Source organism: Flavobacterium hydrocarbonoxydans (assembly GCF_009789235.1).
Taxonomy (GTDB): domain Bacteria; phylum Bacteroidota; class Bacteroidia; order Flavobacteriales; family Flavobacteriaceae; genus Flavobacterium; species Flavobacterium hydrocarbonoxydans.
Window position 1 is genome coordinate 721,538 of sequence record NZ_WSTB01000001.1, and the last position, 22,705, is coordinate 744,242.

Annotated in this window: 19 protein-coding genes and 3 tRNA genes; 14 read left to right on the forward strand and 8 right to left on the reverse strand. The window is 34.8% G+C overall.

The features are described 5' to 3' along the window. Positions 1-9 precede the first annotated feature (9 nt). Entirely contained in the window at positions 10-1,119 is a 1,110-nt protein-coding gene (locus GON26_RS02975) for a PepSY-associated TM helix domain-containing protein (protein WP_160373222.1), read from the forward strand. A 160-nt stretch (positions 1,120-1,279) separates the two neighbouring features. On the opposite strand, the gene GON26_RS21540 is transcribed toward GON26_RS02975, so the two are convergent. The 4 genes from GON26_RS21540 to GON26_RS02995 all read right to left on the reverse strand — a co-directional run bounded on the left by GON26_RS21540 (position 1,280) and on the right by GON26_RS02995 (position 2,606). Beyond that, positions 1,280-1,828 (reverse strand): hypothetical protein, encoded by a 549-nt coding sequence (locus GON26_RS21540; protein ID WP_202110824.1) that lies wholly within the window; start codon positions 1,826-1,828, stop codon positions 1,280-1,282. A gap of 491 nt (positions 1,829-2,319) precedes the next feature. Further along, positions 2,320-2,393, reverse strand: a tRNA-Arg gene (locus GON26_RS02985). A gap of 33 nt (positions 2,394-2,426) precedes the next feature. After that, a tRNA-Pro gene (locus tag GON26_RS02990) sits at positions 2,427-2,501 on the reverse strand. Positions 2,502-2,519: 18 nt separating this feature from the next. Then, positions 2,520-2,606: transfer RNA gene (locus GON26_RS02995), tRNA-Ser, on the reverse strand. A gap of 240 nt (positions 2,607-2,846) precedes the next feature. On the opposite strand from GON26_RS02995, the gene GON26_RS03000 reads away from it, so the two are divergent. Then, positions 2,847-4,025, forward strand: coding sequence for an acetyl-CoA C-acyltransferase (locus tag GON26_RS03000; protein WP_160373223.1), 1,179 nt, complete (start codon positions 2,847-2,849; stop codon positions 4,023-4,025). Positions 4,026-4,096: 71 nt separating this feature from the next. After that, on the forward strand, positions 4,097-4,858 hold the full coding sequence (locus tag GON26_RS03005) for a C40 family peptidase (protein WP_160373224.1): 762 nt from the start codon (positions 4,097-4,099) through the stop codon (positions 4,856-4,858). Positions 4,859-4,997: 139 nt separating this feature from the next. On the opposite strand, the gene GON26_RS03010 is transcribed toward GON26_RS03005, so the two are convergent. Continuing rightward, positions 4,998-5,843 carry an AraC family transcriptional regulator gene (locus tag GON26_RS03010; protein ID WP_160373225.1) on the reverse strand — a complete coding sequence of 282 codons (846 nt, stop codon included), beginning with the start codon at positions 5,841-5,843 and terminating at the stop codon, positions 4,998-5,000. A gap of 242 nt (positions 5,844-6,085) precedes the next feature. Between GON26_RS03010 and GON26_RS03015 the strand changes: the two genes are divergently transcribed. The 3 genes from GON26_RS03015 to GON26_RS03025 all read left to right on the forward strand — a co-directional run bounded on the left by GON26_RS03015 (position 6,086) and on the right by GON26_RS03025 (position 7,504). After that, complete coding sequence (locus tag GON26_RS03015; protein ID WP_160373226.1) at positions 6,086-6,691, forward strand: NAD(P)H-dependent oxidoreductase; 606 nt, start codon at positions 6,086-6,088, stop codon at positions 6,689-6,691. A 2-nt stretch (positions 6,692-6,693) separates the two neighbouring features. Continuing rightward, positions 6,694-6,972: a putative quinol monooxygenase gene (locus GON26_RS03020; protein WP_160373227.1), complete on the forward strand. Its 279-nt coding sequence runs from the start codon at positions 6,694-6,696 to the stop codon at positions 6,970-6,972. A gap of 64 nt (positions 6,973-7,036) precedes the next feature. Then, complete coding sequence (locus GON26_RS03025) at positions 7,037-7,504, forward strand: DUF3291 domain-containing protein (protein ID WP_160373228.1); 468 nt, start codon at positions 7,037-7,039, stop codon at positions 7,502-7,504. 270 nt (positions 7,505-7,774) lie between these two features. Here the strand turns inward: GON26_RS03025 and GON26_RS03030 are convergent, their stop codons facing one another. Then, positions 7,775-8,482, reverse strand: coding sequence for a class I SAM-dependent methyltransferase (locus GON26_RS03030; RefSeq protein ID WP_160373229.1), 708 nt, complete (start codon positions 8,480-8,482; stop codon positions 7,775-7,777). Positions 8,483-8,700: 218 nt separating this feature from the next. On the opposite strand from GON26_RS03030, the gene GON26_RS03035 reads away from it, so the two are divergent. The 3 genes from GON26_RS03035 (at position 8,701) to GON26_RS03045 (ending at position 12,986) form a co-directional block, all read left to right on the forward strand. After that, positions 8,701-9,579 carry a LysR family transcriptional regulator gene (locus GON26_RS03035; RefSeq protein ID WP_160373230.1) on the forward strand — a complete coding sequence of 293 codons (879 nt, stop codon included), beginning with the start codon at positions 8,701-8,703 and terminating at the stop codon, positions 9,577-9,579. Positions 9,580-9,745: 166 nt separating this feature from the next. Next, positions 9,746-11,017 (forward strand): DUF2130 domain-containing protein, encoded by a 1,272-nt coding sequence (locus GON26_RS03040; RefSeq protein ID WP_160373231.1) that lies wholly within the window; start codon positions 9,746-9,748, stop codon positions 11,015-11,017. A 55-nt stretch (positions 11,018-11,072) separates the two neighbouring features. Beyond that, the gene (locus tag GON26_RS03045; protein WP_160373232.1) at positions 11,073-12,986 is read left to right on the forward strand and encodes a beta-N-acetylhexosaminidase; all 1,914 of its coding nucleotides are present in this window, start codon (positions 11,073-11,075) and stop codon (positions 12,984-12,986) included. A 67-nt stretch (positions 12,987-13,053) separates the two neighbouring features. Here GON26_RS03045 and GON26_RS03050 read toward each other — a convergent pair whose 3' ends face one another. Next, a complete protein-coding gene (locus GON26_RS03050; protein ID WP_160373233.1) occupies positions 13,054-13,491 on the reverse strand; it encodes an META domain-containing protein in 438 nt (145 codons plus the stop codon). Positions 13,492-13,578: 87 nt separating this feature from the next. Continuing rightward, positions 13,579-14,340 carry an META domain-containing protein gene (locus GON26_RS03055; protein ID WP_160373234.1) on the reverse strand — a complete coding sequence of 254 codons (762 nt, stop codon included), beginning with the start codon at positions 14,338-14,340 and terminating at the stop codon, positions 13,579-13,581. Positions 14,341-14,754: 414 nt separating this feature from the next. On the opposite strand from GON26_RS03055, the gene GON26_RS03060 reads away from it, so the two are divergent. The 5 genes from GON26_RS03060 to GON26_RS03080 all read left to right on the forward strand — a co-directional run bounded on the left by GON26_RS03060 (position 14,755) and on the right by GON26_RS03080 (position 22,549). Then, positions 14,755-17,553: an outer membrane beta-barrel family protein gene (locus GON26_RS03060; protein WP_160373235.1), complete on the forward strand. Its 2,799-nt coding sequence runs from the start codon at positions 14,755-14,757 to the stop codon at positions 17,551-17,553. Between the two features lie 4 nt (positions 17,554-17,557). Then, a complete protein-coding gene (locus GON26_RS03065) occupies positions 17,558-18,340 on the forward strand; it encodes a GLPGLI family protein (RefSeq protein ID WP_160373236.1) in 783 nt (260 codons plus the stop codon). 296 nt (positions 18,341-18,636) lie between these two features. Beyond that, a complete protein-coding gene (nirB, locus tag GON26_RS03070) occupies positions 18,637-21,150 on the forward strand; it encodes a nitrite reductase large subunit NirB (RefSeq protein ID WP_160373237.1) in 2,514 nt (837 codons plus the stop codon). A gap of 282 nt (positions 21,151-21,432) precedes the next feature. Continuing rightward, positions 21,433-21,810 (forward strand): nitrite reductase small subunit NirD, encoded by a 378-nt coding sequence (nirD, locus tag GON26_RS03075; protein WP_160373238.1) that lies wholly within the window; start codon positions 21,433-21,435, stop codon positions 21,808-21,810. A gap of 154 nt (positions 21,811-21,964) precedes the next feature. Further along, positions 21,965-22,549, forward strand: a complete 585-nt coding sequence (locus GON26_RS03080) for a DUF4202 domain-containing protein (protein ID WP_160373239.1) — start codon at positions 21,965-21,967, stop codon at positions 22,547-22,549. The last annotated feature ends 156 nt before the right edge of the window (positions 22,550-22,705 follow it).

Below are 22,705 nucleotides of genomic sequence, written 5' to 3' on the forward strand. Positions count from 1 at the left end.
CTTTTTTGCATGACTAAAACATTTAAAAAAAGTATTGGCCTTTTACATTTATGGCTCGGACTTGCGTCCGGGCTTATTGTATTTATTGTCGCACTTACAGGAAGCCTATTAGTTTTTGAAGATGAAATTGATGCTTGTATTAATCCTGAATTCTATAAAGTTTCGACCATCGGAACCAAAAAAATTCCTGTTGATCTTTATGTTAATGCCATTCAGAAAAAATATCAAATCACCAAATTAGATCGTATTCAGACTTACAATGACCCGGAGAGAACCGTAATTATTTCTGGAACCGATGCCGGTAAAGAAAATCAGATTTTTTCTGTAGATCCCTACACCGGAAAAGTTTTGGGTACAGTTTCTAAAAAAAACAGATTTTTTTCTGTGGTTTTAGATTTGCATCGCCATTTGATTTTAGGAGAAACCGGAAAATTTATTACCGGTTGCAGCTGTCTTATTTTTGCTTTTATGCTGATTTCTGGCCTTATTTTATGGTGGCCAAAAAAAAGGAAAAACCTTAGACAAAGATTAACCGTAAAATGGAATGCCTCTTTTAAAAGAGTCAATTGGGATTTTCATTCGACCTTTGGTTTCTATAGCTTTTTATTACTTTTGATTATATCACTAACCGGATTAACCTGGTCATTTAAATGGTTTGAAAGCGGTATCTATTTATTGGCAGACGGAACATCAAAAAAACCTTCGGCTAAAGTTGAAAACCCAACAAAAGTCGATTCTAAGCAGGACAAAACATTTTTTTATCAAAATATATTTTCAAAAACAGACAGCATTTATAAATATAAAGGAGATACTCAAATCAGAATCCCATCGGACACCATAAGCAGTATCATGGTAATTAAACTCAATCTTGAAAAATCGATTCCCAATATTTCAAGCTTGGCCTATTTTGATAAATATACAGGAGGGTTTTTAAAAACAAAACCCTACGAATCTTTTAGCAATGGTGATAAAATACGACGTCTTATTTACCCCATTCATACAGGTAGTATCTATGGTTATCCAACAAAAATCCTGGCCTTTTTGGTTTGTCTTTTTGCCATTACATTGCCTATAACGGGATTATTGATTTGGCTAGGTCGCAAGAAAAAAACTAAGTAGTAAAATTTTGAGGATTGATACCTACTTTTGATTGCTTATCACTTAGATTAACCAATCTGTTTATCTAATCCTTAGTTTTTGAACCGGGAACTATTTTGTCATGCCTCATATTTTACCAGATTATTCAAAACAAAAAGTCCTGAAATTCAGGACTTTTTGTTTATTTTTTCTTTTTCGATTTTGATTTCGATTTTTTAGCCTTCTTTTTGGCTATTTTTTTTGCCTTCGCTTTATCTTTTGCTTTTTTAGCTTTTGCCTTCTTTTTGGCTTTTGCTTTTTGTTTTGCTTTTTTAGCTTTTTCTTTCTTTTTATCCTCTTTCGCTTTTTCCTTTTTCTTAGCTAATTGTTTTTTCTTTTTTGCTTTTTCTTTGTCCTTGTCTTTTCCTTCTTTTTCTTTCATCTTTTTCGTCTTCTTTTTAGTTTTACTATTATTATTTTCTTCTTCTGAATCAACTTCTTGAATTTCTTGTGAAACCTCAGCTGAGACAACTTCTTCTTTTTGCTCTGTTGTTTTTGGCGTTGAAACTGTTGCCTTTTTTACTGGTTTTTTAGCTGCAACAGTAGTCTTTGACTTAGATGGTTCTTTTGGTTTAGAATCTTCTGTTTTTGTTTCATTATCAGCAGTAATTTCATTTTTAAGAGTTTGCTCTCCGGGATTTAAACTATCAATCTCAGAATTCAGATTTAATTCGTTTTCGTTTTCTTTCATATTCAACTGTATTTATCAGAGTGCCATTTTGAATAATTTTCAATATTATCTCCGCTTTAATTTAATGTTAATTAATTATTAACAAATATACCGTTAAAAACAATCGTCCAATGTTAAGTTTTGCTTCAGATGAAAAACTTAACATTGGAGAATTTGTCCTTATATTTAAAATTTAAACTGGAAGATTTTTTATCGAAGAATTTTTAATTGTTATGGAAAATTTAGAAAAAATTGCACTAACAATAAATAAAATCTCTAATAAAGTCTGAATAAGTAAAGGTTTGATTTTGAGAATTGAAAATGCTAGAAGAATTATTTGACCGTTCCCCGAAGTCTTCCTTATGAAATGCTGCGCAAACGTCTCTGACTTTGCGCCCATAATCTAAATCAGACAAACCCTAAAGTCACTTCAATTAAAACCTTTGCGCCTGATCCCATTTTTCGTATTAATCCCAAAAAACAAAAAAGCCACTCGATTGAGTGGCTTGTTGTGATCCCAGAAGGATTCGAACCTTCGACCTACGCATTAGAAGTGCGTTGCTCTATCCAGCTGAGCTATGGAACCAAAATAAGTTTTTTATTAAAAACTCAAAAAAAGTCGGGGTGGCAGGATTCGAACCTGCGGCCTCCTGCTCCCAAAGCAGGCGCGATAACCGGGCTACGCTACACCCCGAATTGCAAAAGATTGAAGCGGAGAGTAAGGGATTCGAACCCTTGGTACAGTTCCCCATACGCTTGTTTAGCAAACAAGTCCTTTCGGCCACTCAGGCAACTCTCCAAGCTCAAGGAACGTGTCCTGTTTTGCGGTGGCAAAGGTATGACAACATTACGTTTCTCGCAACTATTTTGATGCTTTTTTTTAAGTTTTTTAAAACTTTTTTTTAAACCTCTTCACAATCAAACGAATAGAATTAACAAAAGAACAACCTCAATTTAAATTTCAATCGAATTCGTTCAAAATTTGAATATGTACAAATAAAGATTAAATTTGCTTTCATTAACTAATAATACACAGAAAATGAACAAAAGAGTTGTTATCGTTTCTGCCGTTAGAACACCTATCGGAAGTTTCATGGGAGGGTTATCTACCGTACCCGCACCAAAATTAGGTGCTGCCGCAATAAAAGGCGCACTACAAAAAATTAACCTTGACCCAAAATTAGTTGATGAAGTTTTTATGGGCAATGTGGTTCAGGCAGGAGTTGGTCAGGCTCCGGCACGCCAGGCTGCATTATTTGCAGGTTTATCAGAAGAAGTTGCCTGTACAACTGTAAACAAAGTATGTGCTTCCGGAATGAAAGCCGTTATGTTTGGCGCACAAGCCATTGCTTGTGGTGATGCCGAAATTGTAGTAGCCGGAGGAATGGAAAACATGAGTTTGATTCCGCATTATGTACAAATGCGTAACGGAAACAAATTTGGCCCTGCAACCATGCTTGATGGCATGCAGAAAGATGGTTTGACAGATGCTTACGATAATAGCGCAATGGGAGTTTGCGCCGATTTATGTGCGTCTGAATACAACATCAGCCGTGAGGAGCAGGATAATTATGCTATTCAATCGTATGAAAGAAGTGCTAAAGGCTGGGATGCCGGAAAATTCGATAATGAAATTGTTCCTGTAGAAGTTCCACAAAGACGTGGTGAGCCTGTTATTTTTTCTAAAGATGAAGAATACACCAATGTAAAATTGGATAAAATTCCTTCATTAAGTGCCGTTTTTACCAAAGACGGAACTGTGACTGCTGCCAATGCTTCTACCATCAACGATGGAGCGGCTGCCGTAATCTTAATGTCTGAAGAAAAAGCTATTGCATTAGGATTAAAACCGCTTGCCTACATCAAAGGCTATGCAGATGCTGCTCAGGAACCAAAATGGTTTACCACAAGTCCTGCAAAAGCATTACCAAAAGCATTAGACAAAGCAGGAATTGCAATAACCGATGTTGATTATTTCGAATTCAACGAAGCATTCTCCGTAGTTGGTTTAGCCAATGCTAAAATTCTTGGATTGGATAACGATAAAGTAAACGTAAATGGTGGAGCAGTATCATTAGGACATCCGCTAGGTTGCTCAGGTGTTAGAATCATTGTAACTTTGCTAAATGTCTTAGAACAAAACAATGCCAAAACTGGTGCTGCAGCTATTTGTAATGGTGGCGGTGGAGCTTCGGCGATTGTTATCGAAAGAGCTTAAAATAAATACAGTACATCAGGAGTTATTAATTCGTTGATAACTCCTGATTTTAAATACATAAATTATCCTAAATGTTCGGAATTTGCAATCTAGCCATAGCACCCATTCGGTTTGAACCAAGTGACAGAAGTGAAATTGTCACACAACTTTTGTTTGGCGAACATATCGAAATTTTAGAAAGGCAAAATCAATGGGCCAGAATTAAAATTCAATTCGACGGTTACGAAGGATGGATGGATTCTAAACAATACCAACTGATTTCGGAAGCAAACTACAATCAATTGAGCAATGAAGCCATTATTTTAAATGCTGATTTGATTGATTACATTACTTCGCCAGATAATTTATTATTACCCATTCCGCTTGGAGCCTCATTATCCTTTTTGAATAATAGCGAAATCAATACTAAAAACTTCGAATTCGAAGGGACCAGAACCAGCGGTATCAAACCCAAAAGTGCTTTAATCACTACTGCCTATATGTACTTGCATGCGCCCTATCTTTGGGGCGGAAAAACACCTTTCGGTATCGATTGTTCCGGATTCACACAAATGGTTTACAAACTTAATGGCTACAAACTTACCCGTGACGCTTCTACACAAGCCCTCGAAGGCGAACCTTTGAGTTTTATCGAAGAAAGTGAAGCTGGAGATTTGGCCTTTTTTGATAATGAAGAAGGAAGGATCACACACGTAGGCATCATTATGGAGAACAATTACATCATTCACGCCTGCGGAAAAATACGTATCGATCGACTCGATCACTTAGGAATTTACAATCCCGAAATCAACAAACACACTCATAAATTGCGTGTAATTAAGAAAATGATTTAATTTTTTTGCCACAGATTAAAATGATTTTAATGATTTTAATCTTGGGAAAAGAAGGCAAAAAATAAAAAACACTAAAGATTAAACAATTTAGAAGATCAAAAAAAATCTGTGCTAATTCTTTTAATCTGTGGCCAAAAAACTACGCACTCAAACGAATTGTTTTTCTAAATTCAGAAGGGCTAATTGCATTTTGCTTTTTGAAGAATTTATTAAAGTGGCTTTCATCTGTAAAACCAAATTCATAAGCAATTTCATTAATTCGTTTATCACTAAACTGCAAACGATGCTCGATGAGTTTCGTTTTGTAATTACTAATATATTGCTGCATCGTTTCATTGGCATGTTTCTTAAAATAACGCCCTAAATACGTATTCGAAATGCCAAAATACGCACTAATCGATTCAGCTTTTATCTTTTCAGGATAATAAATATTCGTCTGAATATATTGCAGAATATCTATGGCTCTTGCCTCACACCCAATATTTACCTGCTCTGGCAAATATTTCGCAATATTTCTCGCTACCACAATAATCAGCGTATTCACCAATTGCTGAATCAGTTCCTGATTGTAAACATCCTTGTCCTGATGCTCGCGAATAATCGCTTCAACCATCACTTTTACCAAACATTTATCGGCATCATTTTTCAAAATACAGCCCGGCTGATGATTCGCATTTTGCAAAATATATTCTAATCGCTGAATATTTTCGTTCTGCAAACTCGAATTCTTCAAATAAATATCATTAAATCTCAAAAAGAAAAAGCTCGTTTTGGTCTCAATTGTAAAGTTATGACAATCCTCTGGCGTCAGTAAAAACAAATGTCCCGCATCATATTCAAAAATATTTTTGTTGATACATTGCGAGCCAGTTCCTCCCAAAACATACACCAATTCAAAGAAATTATGGCGATCTCCAACATCCGGATATTCATCCAAAGTTTCAAAGGAAACCGTAAAAGGTTCGTATAAATTTTCTTTTTTCATAACTAAAAATTAAATTGAAGTTGCAAAATTACATAAAAAACACAAATATATACCAATTAACAACCATAAAAACAGTATAATTTTGCTAAACCAAATAACAATTAAGAATCATTTGGGTGTGCCCCGCAGAAAAAGCGGGTCGGGCTATCCACAATATCTTTTGTTTTTTAAAGAAAAAAACAAAAGGATATTTGCTCCTATCCCTCACACAAAATCAGTAATTCATTAGAATATTTTAAAACATGAAAAAAGTATTTATTATCAACGGCGGACAAACGTTTGCTCATTCAGGCGGAAAATTCAATCAGACGGTACAAAGCTGGACCGAAGAATATCTTTCAAAAAACACTAATTACGAAGTAAAAACAACGAATATCAACGACCAAATCGACCTTCAGACCGAAGTAGAAAAATTCGTTTGGGCCGATTTAATTATTTACCACACGCCAGTTTGGTGGTTCCAGATTCCGAATGGTTTCAAAAAATACATCGACGACGTTTTTACACAAGGACATCAAAACGGAATTTATAAAAATGACGGAAGAACCCGCACCAATCCTGATATCAATTACGGAACGGGCGGACTGTTACACGGTCGTAAATACCTGTTAACCACAAGTTGGAATGCACCTGCAACGGCTTTTACTTTACCCGGAGAATTCTTCGAAGAAACCTCTGTTGACGATGGTGTAATGTTTGGTTTTCATAAAATGAATAAATTTGTAGGCATGAATCCCTTAGATAGTTTCCACTTTCACGATGTCGAAAAAGGCGCTACTTCTGAAAATATTAGTATCTTTAAAGAAGATTACACTTCGCATTTAGAACAAACTTTAAAAAACCTATAATCATGATTTCGATTACAGCCATTATAAAGAGCAAACTAGAAAATATTCAGGAAGTTCAGATTTTACTACAGCATCTGGTTTCAGAAACCCGAAAAGAAGCGGCCTGTGTGCGTTATGATTTACACACCACAGAAAATGTTTTCATCCTTTGGGAAGAATGGAAAGATCAGGCAGGACTTGACATCCATAACAATCAATCATATTTACAGGACTTTATTAAACAAAGCGAGGCTTTAGTAGCTTCACCCATTTTGGTTTATAAAACGGCTCAAATTTTATAAAAAATCTAACATAATTTTATTTAGTAAAAAACTAACTTGCTCGTTTTTTAATTTCATCTAAATTATGAGTAAATATCAAATTGCTGAAATAAATATTGCCAAAATGAAAGGGGTTGATATCAACGACCCGATCATGAAAGAATTTGTTGATAATTTAGACACTGTAAATACTCTAGCCGAGCAAAGCGACGGTTTTGTGTGGCGCTTAAAAGATGACAGTTATAATGCCACAAGCCTAAACCCATACAATGACGAACAGATTATTATCAATGTGTCAGTTTGGAAAAGCATTGAATCGCTGGAAAACTATATGTACAAAACTTTTCACAGCGAATTTTTAAGACGCCGTAAAGAATGGTTTCTTAAATTCGGAAAAGCCAGTACTGCCATGTGGTGGGTTCCTGAAGGACATATCCCGACACTGGATGAAGCGGTCGAAAAACTGGATTACTTACAGCAAAATGGCCCATCACAACTTGTTTTTGATTTGAGAAATAAATTTTCTGAACCAGAATTAGAAAATAAATTATGATTCTTTTTGCCACGAATTCACGAATTATTACATTAACCTTAACCCGTTGGGTGTAATTAATAAAAATTTAATTAACACATAGAACACATAGATTTTATGATTTAAAAAAAAGGAAATTAAAAAAGAAACTCGTTTCTTCACACATAGCTATGTGTTTTAATGCAAGTGAAACGCCTTTTTTGAGTTCAATAAGCTATGTTTCTATGTGTTAAAAATAATTTCACCCAACTGGTTAACCTTAATTCGTGAATTCGTGGCTAATTTCATAACCTACTTAATCCCTCCAAAAGCACCAAAACACATGTTTTTATGCAAAATTTCAACACTAGTAAAACCTACTTTTTTCATTAAACCCAATTGGTAGTTTATAGACCTTGGCGTATCTTCTTTTTCAACATAATCCAATACTTTTTGGCGGTACTCTGCCCCTCCAATTCCCTCTAAATAATCTCCATAACGCTGCCAGGTGTACTCGTTTAATAACTCCGAATCCTGCGTAATCAAGTCAGAAATCATAAAACATCCTCCTGGTTTTAACAACTTAAATATTTTAGCAAAAGTCGTTTCCCAATCCTGATCATCACGCAAATGATGCAAAACTGCTCCAGCCAAAATAATATCAAAATGATTTTCTGGCAATTCAACTTCCCGGATATCACCTTGCTTCACCTCTACCCTTCCGTTTGTTTCTGCCGAAACTCTTTCTAAAGCTCTGTCCAACATTGGCAAACTCAAATCGACCAAAGTGCAATTCAAATTCGGTACTTTCGAAAGCATTTTCAACGTATAATTTCCTGCTCCACAACCAATATCCAAAACATTTTGGGCATTTGGAACAATTCGTTTACATGATTCTGTAATTAATTCTAACGAAATGGTAGCATCAATGGTAGCGACCTGTCCCGTTTCTAAATTCGAGAATCTTTCGACATCATGGTCAAAACGTTCTCTGATTTCTTCAATAGTTGATTTTTTCATAGTTTCTGTTATTTTAATTTTTCACGCAGATTTGGCAGATTTAAGCAGGTCAGAAATGATTTCACTTTTCATTAGGAGTATTCTAAAATAAAAAATCTGCGCTAATCTGCTTAAATCCATTTTAAATCTGCGTGAAATTATTTTTTATCAAAACTAGCATTTTGATATATACTTCAAAAAGACTTATTTTGTCAATTATTAATACTTAATAGGTATTTATGGAATTGCGTCATCTGAAATATTTTTTGGCTGTAGCCGAAGAATTAAATTTTACAAAAGCGGCGGAGAAACTATTTATTTCGCAACCACCTTTAAGCCGCCAAATCATTGAACTCGAAGAAGAAATTCAGGCTCGCTTATTCATTAGAAATAATAAAAAAGTCGAACTGACAGAAGCCGGAAAATATTTCAAAAAAGAAGTTAAAGAGCTATTTCTGAACCTAGAAAGCGTTACTTTAAAAACAAAAAAAATTGCAGAGAATGTTTCGGGCGAATTTAGAATCGCCTATATCAGTTCGATATATTCGGCAGCCATTTCAGAATTGATACAGTTTTTGAAAGCGCAATTTCCTTATGTCAATTTCAAACTTTTTGAAATATCGACATCCAAACAAATTTCGGCTTTAGAACAAGGAAAAATAGATTTAGGAATAGTCCGTTCACCCATAAAATCGCCTAAAATTAAATCGCAATTGTGGTTTCAGGACGGATTTTCGGTGGTTTTCAACAAACACCAGATAAGCATAAATTCAGAAAAAGATATTTTAAAATTAAAAGACGAAACTTTTGTATTTTTCAATAAAGATTATGCGCCGCATTATCATGAAGTTTTACTGGAACTTTGTGCTTTTTATGGCTTTACGCCAAAAGTCGTTCACGAATCCAATAATATCAATTCGATTGTGCAATTAGTCAAAAATGGCTTAGGGATTTCAATTGTTCCTTCTACTATTTCCAAAAACAACCAGGACTCAGCACTAGGATTTATCGAGTTAAAAGAAGTCAATCTCTTAACCGATGTTTCTCTAATCAGCTTAAAAGAAGACCATTCGGAAATCACAAAAACTGCAATTGATTTTTTATTGAAAAAAGAATAGCCACGAATTCACGAATTTATTTTTTAGTTTGCGTATAGATTTAAAAATAAAAATTCGTGAATTCGTGGCTAAAAAACCTTACAATTTATCACAACTTATTTTATACTTAAAAGCGAACTTTTAAATATCTTAGCAAATTATAATTCCCGTTAAAAAAATCAAGAAAATGTCTGAGCAATCTTCTATTCAATGCCCAAGTTGCGGAACACCAATCGATGTAAATGATGTCTTAAAACACCAGTTAGAAGATAGTATCCGTAAAGAATTTCAACAAAAAGCTACTATTCAATCCAGAGAATTAGAGCTTAAGAACGAACAATTGGAGAAGGCAAAAGCCGAATTTGAAGCCAAAAAAAAGCAGGAAAACGAACTTTTTGCAGAACGTTTGGAGCGTGAGAAAAAAGCAGCTGAAAAAGAAATTACCGAAAAACTTAAAAATAAACTCGAAGAAGAAAACAAAGACCGTTTGACTTCGATGGAAAAAGAACTAACCGAGAAATCTGAGAAAATCCGTGAATTAAATAAAATGGAAGGCGAAATTGCCAAACTTCAGCGTGAAAAACTGGAGATGAAAGATGCGATTCAGGCTGAAGCCGAAAAGCAGCTTAACGCTACATTGATTCTCGAACGTGACAAAATCAGAAAACAGGAAGACGATAAAAATGAGTTGAAATTTAAGGAATTGCAAAAACAACTCGAAGAACAAAAAAAGCTAACCGAAGAGATGAAACGCAAGCAAGAACAGGGTTCTATGCAATTGCAGGGTGAAGTAATGGAATTGGCAATCGAAGAATGGCTAGCCAATAATTTTCCGCTTGACAGTATCGATGAAGTAAAAAAAGGAGCCAATGGAGCCGATTGTCTTCAAATAGTAAACACCCGCGAATTGCAAAATTGCGGTTCTATTTATTACGAAAGCAAACGTACCAAAGCGTTTCAGCCCGCCTGGATTGAGAAATTCAAAAATGATATCCGAACCAAAAAAGCCAATATTGGTGTTTTAGTTACCGAAGTGATGCCTGCCGGAATGGAACGTTTAGGCATGCGAGACGGCATCTGGATTTGTACCTATGAAGAGTTTAAAGGTTTAAGTGCTGTATTGCGCCAATCGCTAATTCAGGTAAGTCAGGCTGTTCAGGCACAGGAAAACAAAGGCGATAAAATGGCGATGCTATATGATTTCCTGACCAGCAATGAATTCCGTTTGCAGATTGAAGGCATTGTAGAAGGTTTTACACAAATGCAAAATGATTTGGATTCAGAGAAAAGAGCGATGCAGCGTATCTGGAAACAACGTGAAAAACAAATCGAAAAAGTAGTCAATAACACGCTCGGAATGTACGGTTCTATTCGTGGCATTGCTGGAAATGCCGTTCAGACGGTTAGAGCTTTAGAACTTGATTTTGTTCCCGAAGACACTACTGAAGAACTGGAATAATACGATATTTAAAAAACTTTACAATTACTATTCCCTAACCACCAATTCACTAACCATGAAAAAAATAAATCAATTTTTCCTTTGTTTTTTATTTTCGGCTGGAGCTTTTGCTCAATCCGACATTAATAAAACAAGTATTTCTATTATTCCTCAACCTGTATCGGTTACAGAGAAGGCAGGAAGTTTTAAATTACCAGAAAACATTTCAGTTTATGCAAATGATGCAAATGCCTTAAAGCAGTCTGTGGATGTTTTTTCGGAAAAAATTACAACCGCAACCGGAAAAAAAATAACACTTTCTAAAAGCGATGGCAAATCGACTGTAAAATTTGTTTTAAACAGTTCGAATGAAGCCCAATTAGGTAATGAAGGCTATAAAATTTCAGTAAATAACAATCAAATAACTGTTTCTGCCAATACACCACAAGGTGTTTTTTATGGTGTCCAAACTTTATTTCAGTTATTTCCAGCCGAAATCGAAGGCAAAGAAATTGCTAAAAATATAACTTGGGAAATTCCAAATATAGAAATTACCGATTACCCAAAATTAGCATGGAGAGGTTTGATGTTCGATGTTTCCCGTCATTTTTTTACTAAAGATGAAGTCAAGAAATACATTGACAATATGGTACGCTACAAATACAATATTCTGCATTGGCACTTAACCGATGATGAAGGTTGGCGAATCGAAATTAAAGGTTTACCAAAACTGACAGAAATTGGTGCCTGGAACGTAAAAAGAACCGGGAATTTCGGAAATTTTATTCCGACAACACCAGACGAACCACGTAATTACGGAGGATATTATACTCAGGAAGACATTAAAGAAATTGTACAATATGCCAAAGAGCGTTTCGTAAATATTATGCCCGAAATTGATGTTCCAGGCCATAGTTTAGCGGCAATTGCATCGTATCCTGAACTTTCGTGCACTGCTGATGCCGTAAATTATAAAGTTCGTTCCGGCGAACAAATAATGGACTGGAGTCACGGAGCTCCGCCACTTGCCTTAGTCGATAACAGCCTTTGTCCGGCTAGCGAAAAAGTATATGCTTTTCTGGATACTGTCATCACACAAGTTGCCGCTCTTTTCCCTTTTGAATACATCCACATGGGTGGTGATGAAGCGGCACATAATTTTTGGGAAAAAGACGAAAAAATTAAACAGTTAATGAAACAGGAAGGTTTAAAAACCATTCCGCAGGTGCAAGCTTATTTTGAAAAGCGTGTGGAGCAAATCGTAGTTTCAAAAGGCAAAAAATTCATGGGTTGGGACGAAATTTTAGAAGGCGGTGTTACTCCATCAGCTTCTGTTATGAGCTGGAGAGGCATGAAACACGGCATCAAAGCTTCTAACGAAAAGCACAATGTGGTTATGTCACCAACAGATTTTGCCTATTTTGATTATATGCAGGGAGATGAAGCTACAGAGCCTAAAATTTATGCTTCGTTACGATTGAATAAAGTATATCAATTTGAACCCGTTCCAGCCGAAGCTAATGCAAATTATATTTTAGGCGGACAGGCCAATTTATGGACAGAACAGGTCTATAATTTCCGTCAGGTAGAATATATGACCTGGCCAAGAGGTTTTGCTATGTCTGAATCGCTTTGGAGCCCTTCGGCAAAGAAAAACTGGAATAATTTTATCAGTCGTACCGAAGATCACTTCAAACGTCTTGAACTGGCTGAAATCAAATATTCACCAGCAATGTACGACCCTATTATTACCGTAAAATCAAATGCAAATAAAGAATTAATCGTAACTCTTACACCTGAAATTGAAGGATTGGACCTATATTATAGTTTTGACAATTCTGGTCCGGATAACTTTTATCCTAAATATACTGCTGAGCTAACTGTTCCGAAAGATGCGAATATGCTGCGCGTGATTACCTATAAAGGCAAAAAAGTAATGGGCCGAATGATCAGTATTCCGGTTATAGATCTTGCTAAACGAGTAAAATAAAGCTTCAATAAATACAAAAGCCTCTCATTAAAAAACGAGAGGCTTTTTTATACAATTGTTGTTTGTTTTATAAACCATTAAAACTTAATGTATGCCCTGAATTGCCCGAAAGCATCAATTTATTATCAACAATTGTATATTGGGTTACATTTTTAAGTGCCGCTAAAAATTCACTTTCTTTGTTGGTTTGTGAACAGTACTTTGTCATTGGAATAACCATCGGAAAATGAAGTTGGTTTTTTTCCGAAATAAAATTACCTTCAACAATATTACATCCCCCGTAGCCTTTGAATGTTTTAGAAGTCACGTTGAATTCAATTCGGGGTAATTCTTTTTGAAAATCAGAAAGCATTACTTTTTTACCATTTAATTCTTCCAAAACCCAAACTCTGCTTAATTCTGTACTTGATTTTTCAGTTTTCCCAGTAACCGAATTTGTTTCATTTGTTGCCTTACAACTGTACAATAAAGATATTGTCACAACTAGCATTAAAATCTTTTTCATTTAAAATATTCTTTATTTATAAGTATTATGCTGCAAAAATAATATTTTAAAAATAAAAACATAAGAAAAATACATTTATTTTTAAACTCAGTCCACTTTTCTAAAAATCAAAAGTACGCCAGAAGGATTTGAAAGTGTCAATCTGTTATTTCCAATTTCATAAGAAGTACTGCTTTGAAGTGCTTTAAGATATTCATCTTCTTTATTTCCGGGAGCACAAGCCATTAAAGTTGAAATTACATTCGTAAATCGAAGCAGCTCTTTTTCACTAAAAATGCTTCCGCTAACGGAATTACAGCCTCCAAATCCCATAAATGTGTTCTCCGAAGCATTAATTTCTATTCTTGGCAATTCATTCTGAAAATCAGAAATACTGACTTTTTTTCCTTTTAATTCTTCCAAAACCCAAATATCATGCAAACGGTAATCGGTAATATAACTTCCGCAGCCCTGAATGATTTTAGTCTCTAAATCGGAGCTGTTTTTAATTTCCATCTTTACGGTATAAGGAGCCACAACTCCTGACATAGAATCCTGACAATCATTTTGCATAATCGTAACAGAAACTTTATTTGCAGCATTACTTAAGTGATATGTTTTTACATTAGCATCCATTGCTTTTTCAGGATCCGTAGTTTTAAACTCCAACAATTCCTTATTTTCTATCATCGATGTAAATACGGTTTTATCTGCACCAATACGCAAAGACCAGAAAGGCTCATTTCCTGTTGCTTTAAAATAATACGGGAAATCTGCTTCAGTTTTTGGCGTTTCTAATGCAGCAGGAACAGCAGTTTTACAATTGGTCATCAAAACTAAAGCGCTAAAAAGGAAAAAAATATTTTTCATAGGAAATTTGTTTACATCAAATTTAATGATTTAATCCAGCTAATCGAAATACTGAATTGCAGTATTTATAATTGTTAAGAAAAATTTAAATTATAAACCTTTTTTTAATATTGTAGTATTTTTAGCTATTTTTGAATTTTATCTAAATTTAACTATTACAATCACGGCTAACATCCATAAACGTTAAAAGTAACACACTAACCACCAAAACCTCATAAAATCATTATGAATTTCACAAAACCAAATTATTGTACTTCAGCAAACCTTCATCAAAAGATAGTATTTCAATTTCTTTTTTAGCACCCACTATCCCATTTACTCAAAAACAAATCAGACAAAGTGTGTTTTATTTCTATTTCTAAAAAAATAGGATAGCATTATTATGCCTTTTTACCAAAAAACCAAAACCAATTAATGAGACAATCCGTTCTATTACTATGTTGCTTTCTTTTTTTATCTAATGTTTTACAGGCCCAAAAAAAAGGCACTGTCAAAGGATTCGTAGGAGATACTATAAACAATTCTTCCTTAGCCGGAGCATCGATTTCTGTGTTAAGAGCACAAGATTCTATTTTAGTACAATTTACCCGGGCCAAAGAAAATGGGGCATTTGAGTTGAATAACATTAAATCAGGAAAATTTATTTTACTGGTTTCGTATCCCAAGTATGCTGATTTTGTAGATCTGTTTGCTGTTGATTCTACACAATTAATGATCGATTATGGCAAAATTAATTTGGAGGATAAAGGCCGATTATTATCTGAAGTAATCATAAAAGGCAATAGAGCTGCTATGAAAATCAAAGGAGATACGCTCGAATTTGATCCAAAAGCTTTTAAAATAGCTCCTAATGCAAAAGTAGAAGATCTGATAAAACAATTCCCTGGAATACAAATTGATAAGGACGGTAAAATTACCGCTCAGGGCGAAACCGTAACCAAAGTTTTGGTTGATGGAGAAGAATTTTTTGGAGATGACCCTACTTTGGTTACAAAAAATCTACGTGCCGATATGGTTGATAAAGTACAATTGTATGACAAAAAAAGTGATCAGGCTGCTTTTACCGGAATAGATGACGGTCAGAAAACCAAAACGCTAAACGTTAAGCTTAAAGAAGATAAAAAAAATGGCTATTTTGGAAAAGCAGAACTCGGAGTTGGAACGGATGGCTTTTACAAAGGCCAAGCCATGTTTAATAAATTTTGGGGGAAGAAAAAATTAGCTGCTTATGGTATTTTAGGCAATACCGGACAAGTAGGATTAGGATGGGGCGATAAAGATAAATATGGAGCAAGCAATTTTCAGGTAACTGATGATGGTGGAATTAATTTTACTGGTGGTGCAAATGACGAATTAGAAAGTTGGGATGGTCAGTTTAATGGTGAAGGAATTCCTGTTGCTCAAACCGGTGGTGTACATTTTGATAATAAATGGAATAATGACAAGGAATCCATTAATGTAAATTATAAAATTGGTGACATCAAACTTTCTGGAACCCGTAATGATCTTAATCAGCAAAATTTAAGCTCCAGTAGCATTTACAATACTTCGGACAAGAGTTTTGAAAAAAACATGTTTAAAAACAAACTCGATGTAGCCTATGAAATTAAAATTGACACCACTCTCACCTTAAAATTAAATGTAGATGGCTTAATTAAAAACAGCAATACCAATGAAGGAGAAATGCAAAAAGGTACGGATGAAAATGGCAATCAATTGAATAATCTGCAACAGACCTCTACCAACGAAGTCGATGATAAAACATTAAATATAAATACTTTATTAACCAAAAAACTTAAAAAAACAGGTCGTACAGTATCCTTAAATTTAAATCAGTCCAATACAAATAGTAAAAGTAATGGTTACCTAAATTCGAAAGCTGAATTTTTTTCAGTATCCGTAATCACGCCCGACAGCACCAAGGTCGTCGATCAAAATAAAGTCAATACTATTAGCAATACTGCTTTTAAATCAAATTTAACCTATACCGAACCCTTAACCAAAAGCCTGTCTTTACTATTAAACTACGGTTTCAATATAAGTAACGGAAAAGCAGATCGCAGGTCTTTTAATCAATCTGCAAATGGTAATTATGACATTCTAGATCCTATCTTTAGTAATAATTATGAATTAGATCAGACCATCAACCAGGTTGGGGCGATTTTCAATTATAAAAAGAATAAAACAGTTCTTTCTTTTGGTTCCAGGTTTAGTGGTGTAAACTTCAAACAGTACGATGTTTATACAGACACTTATTTCAAGCAAAAATTTGTGAACTACATGCCTCAGCTAAACTATCAGTATAATTTTAAACAAAGAGAATCATTGCGTTTTTCGTATAACGGAAACACTGATCAGCCTACATTAGAGCAAATACAGCCTATTAGAAACAATCAAAATCAATTGAATACGATTTTGGGTAATCCTAATTTAGATCCTTCTTTTAGAAATAATTTTAGAGGTAGTTATTATTCCTACAAAGTGTTAACCAATCAATATTTTTCGATTAATGGATCGTATAATTTTACCCTAAATCCAATAATAAGTAATGTGGTTACGAATGATAGAGGACAAAGTGTTTCTCAGTTTGTCAACCTAAATGACAAAGCCGCAACAAGTTTTTATTTGAACAGTAATTTTGGCCGCACGATAAAAGCAATAGACATGACGGCAGGAATTGGTTTAAGCACCAATAAAAATGTAAACTACAATTACATCAATACCAAACTCAATCAAACTAAAAATTCGAGTTACTCCCTAAATGCAAACTTATCGAAATATAAAGATAAAAAATACAATTTCAACACCAGTTTTGGGCCTACTTACAATGTGGCAAATGCGAGTATCAACGAAAATAGTAATAGTAATGGCTGGGGTTTTAATGGTAATTTCTGGACAAGTGTGGAATTACCCGGTAAGTTTGAAATTAGCAGCGATGGTAACTATCAATATAACGGAAAAACTGACGTGATTCCCGAAACTTTTGAACGTTTTATCTGGAATGCCACTATCACCAAAAAATTCTTAAAAACCGATAATTTAAGAGTTTCTATTACTGGAAGAGACCTTTTGAACCAGAATGTAGGATTTAATCGTTCGGCAAACAATGGAAATATCAACCAAAGTACTTATACCACTATCCAAAGATATTTTATGTTCTCGGTAAGCTGGGATTTCAGCAAAATGGGTGGAGGAGAAATTAAACCAAACTAAAACTATGAAAACAATATTATATCGCATCTTACTGTTAATGATTGCATTAACTGGCATTAATACTTTTGCTCAAAACAATCACTTTATTCAAAATGGCGTAATCGAATTTGAAAAAAAATCGAACATGTACGCTTTGATTACAAAAAAAATAAAGGGAGAAACAGATAGTTACTACCAGGCCGCTTTTGAAGGTTATAAAAAAACCAATCCGCAATTTAAAACGGTAAAAAGTACACTTAGTTTTTCAAAAAATAAAAGTTTATACAAATGGGATGAAACCAATCAATCAACAACCAACAACTGGATTGCTGATGATGCTATGGCAAATTTAAAAAATATTATTGCCACAGATCTTGATACCCAAACCAGCATTACTCAAAAAAACATTTACGATGATTTATATTTAGTAAAAGACAGTTTACGTAAAATTAACTGGAAAATTACTGATGAAACAAGAGAAATTGCGGGTTATGAATGTCGCAGAGCAAATGCCATAATTCTTGATTCTGTTTATGTGGTGGCCTATTATACCATTCAAATTCCATTTTCAGGAGGTCCAGAATCATTTACAGGCTTACCCGGTACCATTTTAGGATTGGCTATGCCTCACGAAAACATGACGTGGTTTGCTACAAAAGTTACTGAAATTACCGTACCGGAAAAAGATTTAGCTCCGCCAACAAAAGGAAAACCTACTGACAATAAAGAACTAAACAAAACACTTTTGGAAGCTTTGAAAGATTGGGGAAAATGGGCGAGAAAAACGCTGCAAGCCTACTCCTTATAAGGAACTATTAAAACTTTTTATTAAAAAAAAATGGCTCAGAAGTTTTTCTGGGCCTTTTTTTTAATCCTACCCATAACCAATAGTATCTAAACTTAAAATATCTTTTGCTTCTTCTTATCACAAAAGGTTTTAATCTCTGCCGCAAGCAAAATTGTCTTCTTAAAACTTCAGAATAATACCTAAAAATCCCAATAGTTACAGTACTTAGAAAAATTTCATTAAAAAAATATAAAAAATAAGTACCTTATTAAGTATAAATACTTATATTTGCGTAGTAATACTTAATTAAAGAAATCATGATTAGAGTAATAGTAGTTGGAAACGGCATGGTTGGTTATAAATTTTGCGAAAAATTCATTGCAAAATCAGGACAGGAAAAGTATCAGATTACCGTATTTGGAGAAGAACCCAGACGTGCTTACGACCGTGTTCACCTGAGTGAATACTTTGGAGGAAAAACCGCGGATGACCTATCTTTATCCACTAGCGAATGGTATGCAGAAAACAATATTACTCTAAATACTTCTGAGTTAATTATTGATATTAACAGAGAAGACAAAACGATACGCACACATTTAGAAAAAACACATACGTACGATTACTTAGTTCTGGCAACAGGTTCTTCGGCATTTGTTCCACCAATTGATGGGGTTGAGAAAGAAGGTGTTTTTGTTTACAGAACCATAGAAGATCTGGATGCTATTATGGCCTACGCCAAAAAAATAAAACAAAAAGGAGCTACCGAAGCTGCTGTTTTAGGTGGAGGATTATTAGGCCTTGAAGCGGCAAAAGCGGTTCGCGATTTAGGTTTGAATCCGCATGTGGTTGAATTTGCACCAAGACTGATGCCAAGACAGCTGGACAAAGGCGCGAGCGATATGCTGCAGTCTAAAATTGAAGAATTAAATATCGGAATACACCTTAATAAAGCGACACAATATATAGACGGAAAAGAGTCCATAACAGGAATGATGTTTGCCAATGATGAATTGTTAAAAGTTGATATGTTGGTTATATCTGCCGGAATCAAACCTCGTGACGAATTGGCTAGAGTTTCAGGACTTGAAGTAGGTTTACGAGGCGGAGTTGTGGTAAACAATCAGATGCAAACATCGGATCCTTCTATCTTCGCGATTGGCGAAGTGGCGCTTTACAACCAAAATATTTACGGATTGGTCGCTCCGGGATACGAAATGGCAGATGTTGCTGCCGAGCAAATCCTGAATGGTACCAAAACCATGAGAGAAACCATCGATATGTCAACACAATTGAAGTTAATTGGTGTTGAAGTTGCGAGTTTTGGTGATCCTTTTATCGAAAACAATGATGTAACCGCTATTGTTTACGAAAATAAATTATCCGGAATTTACAAAAGAATCAACGTTACCAAAGATTCTAAAACCTTATTAGGCGGAATTTTGGTAGGAGATTCGAGCGACTACAACTCTCTTTTTCAGATTTATAGCAATGCGATGGCCTTGCCTAAAAATCCAGAAGATTTAATTCTCGGTTCCAGAGACGGTTCTGGTGGTTCTACTTTAGGAAGCGCCATGGATTTGCCTGATACTGCTGTTATTTGTTCTTGCGAAAATGTAACCAAAGGAGCAATTTGCTGTTCTATATTAGACGAAAGCTGCTCGACTTTATCAGATGTTGTCAAACTTACCAAAGCGACTTCAGGTTGTGGTGGCTGCAAACCAATGGTTTCTGACTTGGTAAAAGCGACTCAAAAATCATTAGGAAAAGAAGTAAAAGATGTTATTTGCGAACACTTTAACTACAATCGTCAGGAATTGTTCGATTTGGTAAAAATCAATAAATACGAGAATTATTATGATGTTTTAGATCATCATGGTACAGGCGATGGCTGTGAGGTTTGTAAGCCAGTTGTAGCTTCTATCTTCTCAAGTATTTACAACGATACAGCCAACAAACACGTTACGACACAAGATACCAACGACCGATTTTTAGCTAATATTCAACGTAACGGAACCTATTCTGTAGTACCAAGAGTTGCCGGTGGAGAAATCACAGCTGAAAAACTAATTGTCATTGGTGAAGTGGCCAAACAATTTGATTTATACACTAAAATTACCGGAGCTCAGCGTGTCGATTTATTTGGTGCACATTTGAATGATTTACCAAAAATCTGGAAAATATTAATTGATAATGGTTTCGAAAGTGGTCACGCTTACGGAAAATCATTAAGAGCTGTAAAAAGCTGCGTAGGAAACGCCTGGTGTCGCTACGGAATGGACGATAGTGCTGGTTTTGCCATCGAACTAGAAAACAGATACAAAGGAATCCGTTCTCCGCATAAACTAAAAGGTGGTGTTTCTGCCTGCATTCGTGAATGTGCCGAAGCCCGCGGAAAAGATTTTGGACTGATTGCCGTAGAAGGTGGATGGAATTTATACATCGCAGGAAATGGCGGTGCCAACCCAAAACACGCTGTTTTATTGGCGGAACAAATCGATAAAGAAACGGTTATCAAATACATGGATCGCTTCCTGATGTACTACATTCGTACTGCGGGACCGCTAATCAGAACATCAACCTGGTTAGAAAAACTGGACGGTGGCTTGGATTATCTGAAAGAAGTAATCATCGAAGATAGTTTAGGAATTTGCGATACATTAGAAGCTGAAATGCAGACACTGGTAAATACTTTTGAATGCGAATGGAAACAGGTACTTGAAAAACCAAGATTATTGAAACGTTTCAATCACTTTGTTAACTCGGATGAAAAAGATGACAATGTCGTTTTTGTTCCGTTAAGAGATCAAAAAATGCCAAAAGCCTGGACTTAACTTTATACATAATTTTTTAAACACATAGAAACATAGCTCCTAAGATTGGATAAAGACGTTTCACTTGCATAAAAACACATAGCTATGTGTGAGAAACATGTTTCTTTTTACAACCTTTTTCAAAGTCAAAAAACTATGATTTCTATGTGTTTAAATTCAGCTCCAAAAAAAGAAAAAAATCAAAACGTTTGCTGTCCTTCTTACCCTCTTTTTTACTGCGCCATCAAACTCTCTTGATTGTAAAAAGAGGGATAAGAAACAGAAACACAAAAGTATCATACCATGGAAGAAATCTTAAATCAATACGAAACGGTACATCCGAACGATGCCAAAATATGGTTCAAAGCTGGAAAAATAAGTGATTTTCCAACCAACCGTGGTGGCTGCATTAAATACAAAAACAAACAAATTGCCATTTTTAATTTTACGCGCCGTAACGAATGGTACGCTTGTCAAAATGCCTGTCCGCATAAAATGGAAATGGTTCTGGCAAGAGGAATGACGGGTTCTGCGGATGATATTCCTAAAATTGCCTGCCCAATGCACAAAAAAACCTTCTCATTAGTAGATGGTTCTAACCTTAACGGAGAGGATTATAAAATTGCAACCTATCCTATAAAAGTGGTTGAAGACGAAGTTTTTGTTGGGTTTCTGGATTAGAAAAAAAAATGTAAAATGTAAAATGTGTGATGTAAAATGTGAGATGTAAGATGTGAATTGTGAAAGATCAGTTACTTTTTACTTTTTACAATTCACATTTCACTATTAGCTTTCTTCTAATTTCCGTATCTTTGAAATCTATATTTCCATAAAAATGAACACACCTTTTCAAAAAGCCAGCGAGTGGATTGATGCCGAAAATGCACAAGATCCCAACATCGAAATAGACCAAAACACTGAGTATCCAAAAGAGCTATTGTACTCGAACAGAATGTACGAAAAGCTGATGCAATTTGCTCCGGAAGCTTCGGAAGAAGTGAAGATTGCAGCAAAAGCACAACATATCTGTCGTTGGAAAGTAGCACGCGAATCGTATCCAATGGATCGTGTGGGGTATTTGAAATGGAGAGAAGAACTTAAAAAATTTCATGCTAGAACTACAGCTGAAATTCTGGAAAAAGCAGGCTATGATCAAACTTTTATTGATCGTGTTTCTTTTTTAATCGAAAAGAAATTACTTAAAAAAGATGCCGAAACCCAACTCTTAGAAGATGTTATTTGTCTGGTATTTTTGGATTATTACTTAGAGCCATTTGTACAAAAACACGACGAGGAAAAATTAAAAAACATCATCAAAAAAACCTGGGATAAAATGTCTGACAATGGGCATCAGGAAGCTTTGAAAATCAAGTATTCAGAAGAAAATCTTAACTTAATAAAAGCATCTTTAGGATTATAAATAAACCCATTGCGTAATTGTTTTAACACATAGAAAACATAGCTTATTGAACTCAAAAAAAGGCGTTTCACTTACATCAAAACACATAGCTATGTGTGAGAAACTAGTTTCTTTTTACAACCTTTTTTAGATAAAAAAAACTATGTTTTCTATGTG